Here is a 7,502-nt window from a genome sequence, read left to right on the forward strand (position 1 = left end):
CTTACGGTAGCCGCAAACCGGTTTTCTTCAGGATGCGGCTGCTTACCAGCATCTCGTCGGCGACACACGCATCGCCCAGCAAGTAGCGCAGGTGCTCGCGATAGCTGTTGATCTCATCGCTGCTGCGGCCATGGACCATGGCGAACAGGTTGTAGCGCCAGGCGGGCTGGCGCGGGCGCCGGTAACAGTGGCTGACGAACGGCTGGGCGCCGATTAATGCGCCGAGGCGCGGCATGTCGGCGTCGCGCACGTCCCAGACCGTCATGCCGTTGTGGCGATAGCCGAGGCGATAGTGATTGGGGACGGCGGCAATCCGGCGAATCGCGCCCTCGGCTTGCAGGCGCTTGAGCAAATCCAGGGTGGATTCGACGCTCAGGTGCAGTTGCTCGGCAAGCCAGGCCCATGGATCGTCCACCAAGGGCAGGCCGGCCTGGGTCAGTTCGACCAGACGCTGGGCCAGGGTGTCTTCAGGCCGGGAAATACAGACCGACATGGTAGGTCTCCTCTTTGGGCAGGTTAAGCAACGGCAGGCCGGTCAGGGTTTCGATGTAGTCCAGGGTTTCGGCGATCGCCTGTTGTGTCGAGCAGGCGAGCACGAACCACATGTTCCAGGCGTGTTCGCGTCGATAGTTGTGCGCCACTTCGGGCAAGGCGTGCAGTTGCTCGGCAACCTGTTCGAAACGCTCTTCCGGCACCGCCAGCGCGGCGAGGGTGAAGGCACCGCCCAGCCGTTCGATGTCGAACATCGGACCGAAACGCGTGAGGATTCCCTCGCAGAGCATTTCGTGGAGGCGTTGAAGCAGTTCACTACTGCTGCTGTCCAGTTCGCGGGCCAGCACCTGCCAAGGATGGCGCACCAGCGGCAGGCCCAGTTGCAAGCGGTTGATCAGACGACGGTCGAGGTCATCCATGGTGTGGGGCTCCCGTTGACGCGGCGGCAAAGCGTGCGCCGCACTGTTTGAAGGCGTGGGTGCTGAACAGCAATTGGTGGGGCAGGTCGCTCAGCAGGTGTTCTTCGAGCAATGTCTTGATCCGCCTCTCGACCGGATCACGCTGACGCCCGTGCACCATGCAGAACAGGTTGTATCGCCACTGCGGCAAGCGTCGCGGCCGTTGATAGCAGAGGTTGATGTCGGGTGATCGCCCCAGACGCTGGCCGACTTCGTCGATCAGCGCGTCCGGAACATCCAGTACCAGCATCGCGTTGGCGGTAAAGCCCAGCGCACGATGGTTGAGCACCAGTCCGACCCGGCGGAACAACCCTTGCGCGTGCCACTGGCGCATCTGTCCGAGCACCTGGTCTTCGTCGGCGTCTATCCGGTCGGCGAGGGCCTGGTAGGGGCGCGAGACCAGCGGCAGGCCTCCTTCCAGGTGCCGCCGCAGCGCCAGCGCTTGTCTGGGAGTGAGTCCGGTCTTCATGGGGTTTCTCCCAGGGGGAAACCGAGGTCGATGCGGTAGGCAGTCAGCATCGGCAGGTCCAGTGGCGTGAGGCCGGTGTCTTTTTCGAGTTCGTCGAGTACCCGTTCGATGTGCGGTCGATCAGGCCCGGTCAACACAAACCACAGGTTGTAGAAATGCTCCCGTGCATAGTTGTGATTGACCTCGGGATACTGGCTGACGCGCTCGGCGACCTGATGCAGACGTTCGGCGGGCACGGCGAAGGCGGCGAGGGTGCTGGCCCCGGCGCGGCTGTGTTCGAACACCGGGCCGATCCGCGAGAGGGTGCCGGCCTGATCCATGGCGTGCAGGCAGGCCATCACGTGGGCCTCGTCGCAACCGAGGACGCTGGCCATTTCTTTAAACGGTTCGGGGCATAGCGGCATGCCGTGCTGGAAGCGGTCCATCAACCGGCGACTGAGCAAGTCCAGGTCCATTTCAATACCCCATTTTTTGCGCACGGCTGCTGAAGAAGATGCCGCTCGGCGCACTGGCCGGCAGGGTGGTCAACCGTTTCAGGCTGTACGGGTCCCAGACTTGAACCTGATCGCCGTCCCGTGACGACAGCCACAACTGGTCGCCACGGGCGGTGAACTCCATGTGCAGCACCGCTGGCCCCGGGCGCAGGTCGGCGATCACTGCGTGGGTTTCGGTGTCGATCACCTGAACCCGATCGTTGTCCGGGTAGGCGAAGTTGACCCACAACTGCCGACCATCGGGCCGCGAGGTGACGAACACCGGCTGACCGGCCACCGGGATGGCGGCGGTCTGCTGCCAACTGCGCGAATCCATCACCAGCACTTGATGGCGGCCGACGGCGGGCACAAAGGCCTGGTTGTCGGCGACGGCCCAGCCTTCCAGGTGCGGCATCTTGTAGACCGGGAGTTTTTCCTGGCCGCGACCGTAGTCGCCGAGTATCCGCTGCACGCCGCGCTCCGGGTGCCAGAGGTCGAGTTGGGCCATGCCGTCTTCGCCGAACAGCCCGGCCATGTAGTAGCGGCCATCCGGGGTGATCAGGGCATCGTAGGGTTGTTGGCCGATGTTTTTGAAACGGCTGATCTGCGGCGTGTTGCCCCGGCTGAAGTCGGCGGTCCAGATTTCGCCGGTATCGAACAGGCTGAACACAAAGCGTTGGCCGGGGGCGTCCACCAGCCCGACGACCCGCGAGCGTTTGCTGCCGTCGGCCAGGGCCGTGGCGGGGATGTCGGCGACCTGTTGCAGGGTGTCGGCATCGAACACCTTGACCCCGCCGGGGACGTAGTTGGACACCGCGATCAACTTGCCGTCCTGGCTGATGGCGCCGCCGATGCTGTTACCGCCCTGGATAACCCTGTGATCGATACGTTGGGTCAGCAGGTCGATTTTGCTCAGCCCGCCATCACGGCCGAACACATAGGCATAACGCTGGTCATGGGAAAACACCACGGAGGCATGGGACAGGTCGCCAAAACCTGTGAGTCGAGCCAGGGCGGTGTGCGTCCGGCTTTCGATGATTTGCACGCTACCGGTGCCGCGCTCCACCACCACGCCGAGATCACCGGTGCCGCGCAAGGGCGATTGAGCGCAGGCGGATAACAGGAGGCCGGTCGCCGCTGACAGCAGGATTGATCGGATCATGGTGCGGGGTATCCCTGGAGAAGAAGATCGACCAGCCAACGGATGTCGTCAGGACTGAGCAGCGGGCCCCAGCCGGGCATCGCGGTGCCGGGGCGACCCTGGGTGACGGTGGCGATCAGGCTGTCCCGCGTCTTGCCGGCCAACGCCGCGCGGGTCAGCTCGGGGCCCAGCCCGCCGGTCATGTACAGCCCGTGGCAGGCACCGCAGTCCTGGGCCAGCAAGTGTTCGAGTTGCGCCTGACGCTTGGCGTCCGGCGCCGCAACCGAGGTTGCACAAATGAGGAGGAGGGCCGCCACAATCACAGCATGTCGATAGGTGTTCATGACGCCCTCCCGGTGGTTATTTGAGCGTCAGTACCCAGGTCGCGAGGATCTTCGCTTCCTCTTCAGTGACCGGGTTGGCCGGCATCGGCATCGTCCCCCAATTGCCTTGCGTGCCATTTTTGATATGGCTCGCCAGGGTGTCCACGGCGCCCGCAACCCCCGCGTTCTTGGCCGCGACGTCCTTGAGCGCCGGGCCGACCACTTTGGTGTCGATGGAGTGGCAGGCGGCGCAAGGTTTACTCTTGAACAGCTCGAGCGCGTCTTGCGCCATGGCCGGCTGCACGCTCAGCGCAGCGGTCAGGGCAAACAGTGAAAGCAGGGTATTTTTCATGACGATTCCTTGCATTGATGGAGCTCAATAGATGTCGTGTTGGGTGTTGTAGACGTTGAATTTCCCAGTGGGTGTGATCAGGCGTTTGTCCTTGATCACGGCTTTGAGCTTCAGGGTTTTGTCATCGATCACCACCAGTGCCGACTCGTCGGCCTGGCCGCTCCAGACGGAGAACCAGACTTCATCGCCGGCCTTGTTGTATTCCGGTTGCACGACGCGCATGGCGCCTTGCTTGATGCCGGCGTACTCGGCGATCGGCAGCACGGTGTACCCGGCGTCGAGTTTGTCGAGGTTGAACACCGCCACCGATTGACTGAGCCTGGCGTCCGGGTTGAGTGTGGTGTCGACGTACAGGTGGCGTGAGTTGGGGTGGGTTTTGATGAACAGCGAACCACCGCCCTGACCCTTGAGCGAAGCGACCTGCTTCCAGGCGTATTGCGGGTGTTTGACCGGGTCGGTGCCGATCAGCGAGATACCGTCATCGCCCAAGTGGCTGGTAGCCCAGACCGGACCGTAGAGCGGGTGGTCGAAGTTGGCGCCGCGACCCGGGTGAGGGGTTTTGCCGACGTCCACCAGGGCGGTCAATTTGCGCTCCTTGGAGTCGATCACCGCGACCTTGTTGGAGTTGTTGGCCGCCGTCATGAAGTAGCGGTGCGTGCTGTCCCAACCGCCGTCATGCAGGAACGGCGCGGCATCGATGTAGGTGATGGTGAGGTTTTTGATGTCCTGGTAATTGACCAGCATGACCTTGCCGGTTTCCTTGACGTTGACGATGAATTCTGGCCATTCGTGGGAGGCGATGATCGCCGCGACCCGGGGTTCGGGGTGGTACTCCTGCTTGTCGACGGTCATGCCACGGGTCGAGACGATCTGTTTCGGCTCCAGGGTTTCGCCATCCATGATGGTGAACTGCGGCGGCCAGTAAGAGCCGGCGATGGTGTATTTGTCTTCGTAGCCCTTGAACTTGGAAGTCTCCACCGAGCGCGCTTCAATGCCCACTTTGACTTCGGCAACCTTGGTCGGCTCAACCGGCCACAGGTCGATCATGTCGATCCGCGCGTCTCGCCCAATCACCAGCAGATAGCGACCCGACGCGGAGATTCGCGAGATGTGCACCGCATAACCGGTCTCGATCAGCTTGACGATTTTCTTGCTGTCGCCGTCGATCAAGGCGATTTTGCCGTCATCACGCAGGGTCACCGAAAACAGGTTCGGCAGGTTGAGGGTGCTCAGTTGTTTCTTCGGGCGATCCTCGGGTTTGACCAGCACTTTCCAGGTCTTCAGCGTCTCGGCCATGCCCCATTCCGGCGGTGTCGGCGGCGTGTGTTGAATGAACTTCGCCATCGCCGTGATCTGCTCTTTGGTCAGGGCATTGGAGGTTCCCCAATTCGGCATGCCCGCCGGTGAGCCGTAGGTAATCAACGCCTCCAGATACGGTTGACCACGGGACTGGGTGATGTCCGGCGTCAAGGGTTTACCGGTGGCCCCTTTGCGCAGAACGCCGTGGCAACCGGCGCAGCGCTGGAAGTAAATTTCCTTGGACGAGTCGAACTCGGCCTGGCTCAGGTCAGGCGCACCGGCGGTTTTCACCATGGGCGCGGTGGTCGCCAGCGTGGCGGGTTCGTCAGCGCCGGCGGCCTGACTCATCGCCAGGGCCAGCGCCGAACAGAGTGTGGCGACAGTCAGGGCAAACGTTTTTCTATTGCTGATCAGCATTCCATTTCTCCTCAGGCAAGACCTTTGCGATGTGCTGGAACGGCAGCGCAGAACGCAGGTTCTTAGTGCGCTGCAAGGCTATGCCCGAGCAGGCCAATGCTCGCTTGACGGCGATCAAGTTTGCCGGCCATGTCACTTGCCAGGTTGTCGCAGGCGCCCGTAGCGTGTTCCTTGAATCCGCTTTTGGAACAGGCAGCCCATGGACCGTATCCCGTCTCGCGAACGTCCCGTCGAACCCTTCTATCAACCGCTGAATAATGAGGAGGTGCTGTTCGAGCAGGCCTGGCGCCACGGCATGCCGGTGCTGATCAAAGGCCCGACCGGGTGCGGCAAGACCCGTTTCGTCCAGCACATGGCCCATCGCTTGAAACTGCCGCTGTACACCGTGGCCTGTCACGACGACTTGAGTGCCGCCGACCTGATAGGCCGCCATTTGATCGGTGCCCAAGGCACTTGGTGGCAGGACGGACCGTTGACCCGCGCGGTCCGGGAAGGGGGCATCTGCTACCTCGACGAAGTGGTCGAGGCCCGTCAGGACACCGTCGTGGTCCTGCATCCACTGGCCGATGATCGTCGGGAGCTGTTCCTGGAACGTACCGGCGAAGTGTTGAAGGCGCCGTCGTCGTTCATGCTGGTGGTGTCTTACAACCCCGGTTATCAGAACCTGCTCAAGGGCATGAAACCCAGCACCCGACAACGTTTTGTGGCGATGCGTTTCGGCTATCCGCCAGTGGTCGATGAAGAGCGCATTGTCGCCCGGGAGGCTCAGGTGGACAGCGCGTTGGCGGCACAAGTGGTCAGGCTCGGGCAGGCCTTGCGCCGGCTCGATCAGCATGACCTGGAAGAAGTCGCCTCGACGCGGCTGCTGATTTTCACCGCGCGCATGATCCGTTCCGGCATGAGCCCGCGAGAGGCGTGCATGGCGTGTCTGGCCGAGCCGCTGAGCGATGATCCGCTAACGGTCGCCGCGCTGATGGACGTGGTTGATGTCCACTTCGGCTGAGTCCAGCAACGTGTCCCGTGGCCATTTGTCGGGCGATCTGGCGATGTGGTTTTTCATTCTGGCCGAGTTGTCGGTGTTCGCGATTTTGATTCTGGCGTTCGCGGTGACCCAGGCGCTCAAGCCGCAACTGTTCGCTGAAAGCCGACAGTTGCTCAACAGCACCACCGGGCTGGCGATGACGTTGAGCCTGCTCACGGCGGGGTTGTTCGCCGCGCTGGCGCAAGAGCAAGTCCGGCACTCACGCCCACGCCCCGGCGCGATCTTTCTGTTGGCCGCGTTGCTTGCCGCGAGTCTCTACGTGGTGCTGAAAGTCACCGAGTACCGGCACTTGCTGGCCTCGGGACTCGGCATGGAGCACAACACGTTTTTCACCCTCTACTGGATTCTCACCGGTTTTCATTTTCTCCATGTACTGCTCGGCATGGTCATCCTCGGATGGCTGGCCGAGCGATGCCGTCGTGGCCTGTACAACGCCGACAACCGCAGCGGGTTTGAATGTGGCGTGCTGTATTGGCACATGGTCGATCTGATCTGGGTCGTGCTGTTTCCGCTGGTCTACGTGCTCAATTGACGGGAGGTTTGATGTCCGCTTCCAGATTACTGCTGATCTGCTGGGCCGCGCTGGCCACGTTAAGCGTGTGCACGGTGGCGCTGGCACAGGTCGGCGCGACGCGGCCGTTGGCGATGGCCATTTTGCTGGTGGCGGTCGGCAAAGCCTGGCTGATCACCGACGGCTTCATGGAACTGCGCCGCGCCCCGCGTCTATGGCGCCGCTTGATGCTGAGCTGGGCGCTGGTGTTGGCGGTATTGGTTGGGCTGACGCTGGCGACGTAGCGCGAACGCTGTGGCGAGGGGGCTTGCCCCCGCTGGGTCGCGAAGTGGCCCTGAAATCAGCAAACCCATTACGTCAGACACACCGCTCGGGCTGTTTTTGCGACTGCTTCGCAGCCGAACGGGGGCAAGCCCCCTCGCCACAAAAAGCTTCTTTATCCGCTGAGTTTTCAGCCGGCGTTCAACCGCTGCACTTCAGCAAAAATCTCGGTAATGGCCCGTCTTGGCTGTCGTTTCTGCAGTA

12 protein-coding genes are annotated in these 7,502 nt (G+C 62.4%); 4 read left to right on the forward strand and 8 right to left on the reverse strand.

Translation table 11 applies throughout. The features are described from left to right. Nucleotide 1 precedes the first annotated feature (1 nt). From ahbB (V5E99_RS29310) to V5E99_RS29345, 8 genes are read right to left on the reverse strand one after another with little or no spacing between them, the layout of a single operon-like run. The gene (gene ahbB / locus V5E99_RS29310; protein ID WP_499805934.1) at nucleotides 2-493 is read right to left on the reverse strand and encodes a siroheme decarboxylase subunit beta; all 492 of its coding nucleotides are present in this window, start codon (nucleotides 491-493) and stop codon (nucleotides 2-4) included. Next, a complete protein-coding gene (locus V5E99_RS29315; RefSeq protein WP_499805935.1) occupies nucleotides 468-911 on the reverse strand; it encodes an Lrp/AsnC family transcriptional regulator in 444 nt (147 codons plus the stop codon). The genes ahbB (V5E99_RS29310) and V5E99_RS29315 overlap by 26 nt, the downstream gene beginning before the upstream one ends. Continuing rightward, entirely contained in the window at nucleotides 904-1,419 is a 516-nt protein-coding gene (gene ahbB, locus V5E99_RS29320; RefSeq protein ID WP_499805936.1) for a siroheme decarboxylase subunit beta, read from the reverse strand. Before ahbB (V5E99_RS29320) ends, V5E99_RS29315 begins: the two co-directional genes overlap by 8 nt. Next, a complete protein-coding gene (locus V5E99_RS29325) occupies nucleotides 1,416-1,874 on the reverse strand; it encodes an Lrp/AsnC family transcriptional regulator (RefSeq protein ID WP_499805937.1) in 459 nt (152 codons plus the stop codon). The genes ahbB (V5E99_RS29320) and V5E99_RS29325 overlap by 4 nt, the downstream gene beginning before the upstream one ends. A 1-nt stretch (nucleotide 1,875) precedes the next feature. Beyond that, entirely contained in the window at nucleotides 1,876-3,054 is a 1,179-nt protein-coding gene (locus V5E99_RS29330) for a cytochrome D1 domain-containing protein (RefSeq protein ID WP_499805939.1), read from the reverse strand. Beyond that, nucleotides 3,051-3,377, reverse strand: a complete 327-nt coding sequence (locus V5E99_RS29335; protein ID WP_499805940.1) for a c-type cytochrome — start codon at nucleotides 3,375-3,377, stop codon at nucleotides 3,051-3,053. Before V5E99_RS29335 ends, V5E99_RS29330 begins: the two co-directional genes overlap by 4 nt. A 16-nt stretch (nucleotides 3,378-3,393) precedes the next feature. Further along, a complete protein-coding gene (locus V5E99_RS29340; protein ID WP_499805941.1) occupies nucleotides 3,394-3,708 on the reverse strand; it encodes a c-type cytochrome in 315 nt (104 codons plus the stop codon). Nucleotides 3,709-3,732: 24 nt separating this feature from the next. Continuing rightward, nucleotides 3,733-5,424 (reverse strand): cytochrome D1 domain-containing protein, encoded by a 1,692-nt coding sequence (locus V5E99_RS29345; RefSeq protein ID WP_499805942.1) that lies wholly within the window; start codon nucleotides 5,422-5,424, stop codon nucleotides 3,733-3,735. 199 nt (nucleotides 5,425-5,623) lie between these two features. Between V5E99_RS29345 and V5E99_RS29350 the strand changes: the two genes are divergently transcribed. The 4 genes from V5E99_RS29350 to V5E99_RS29365 form a co-directional block, all read left to right on the forward strand. Continuing rightward, nucleotides 5,624-6,427 (forward strand): CbbQ/NirQ/NorQ/GpvN family protein, encoded by an 804-nt coding sequence (locus tag V5E99_RS29350; RefSeq protein WP_499805944.1) that lies wholly within the window; start codon nucleotides 5,624-5,626, stop codon nucleotides 6,425-6,427. Next, nucleotides 6,411-6,998: a cytochrome c oxidase subunit 3 gene (locus V5E99_RS29355; RefSeq protein ID WP_499805946.1), complete on the forward strand. Its 588-nt coding sequence runs from the start codon at nucleotides 6,411-6,413 to the stop codon at nucleotides 6,996-6,998. The genes V5E99_RS29350 and V5E99_RS29355 overlap by 17 nt, the downstream gene beginning before the upstream one ends. 11 nt (nucleotides 6,999-7,009) lie before the next feature. Next, nucleotides 7,010-7,261: a cytochrome C oxidase subunit IV family protein gene (locus tag V5E99_RS29360; RefSeq protein ID WP_499805948.1), complete on the forward strand. Its 252-nt coding sequence runs from the start codon at nucleotides 7,010-7,012 to the stop codon at nucleotides 7,259-7,261. Nucleotides 7,262-7,305: 44 nt separating this feature from the next. Further along, nucleotides 7,306-7,502, forward strand: a 197-nt coding sequence (locus V5E99_RS29365) for a hypothetical protein (protein WP_499805949.1), incomplete at its 3' end; no start/stop codon positions are given.

The sequence above is a fragment of the Janthinobacterium sp. LPB2021202312-11-4 genome (assembly GCF_037049705.1).
Lineage (GTDB): Bacteria > Pseudomonadota > Gammaproteobacteria > Pseudomonadales > Pseudomonadaceae > Aquipseudomonas.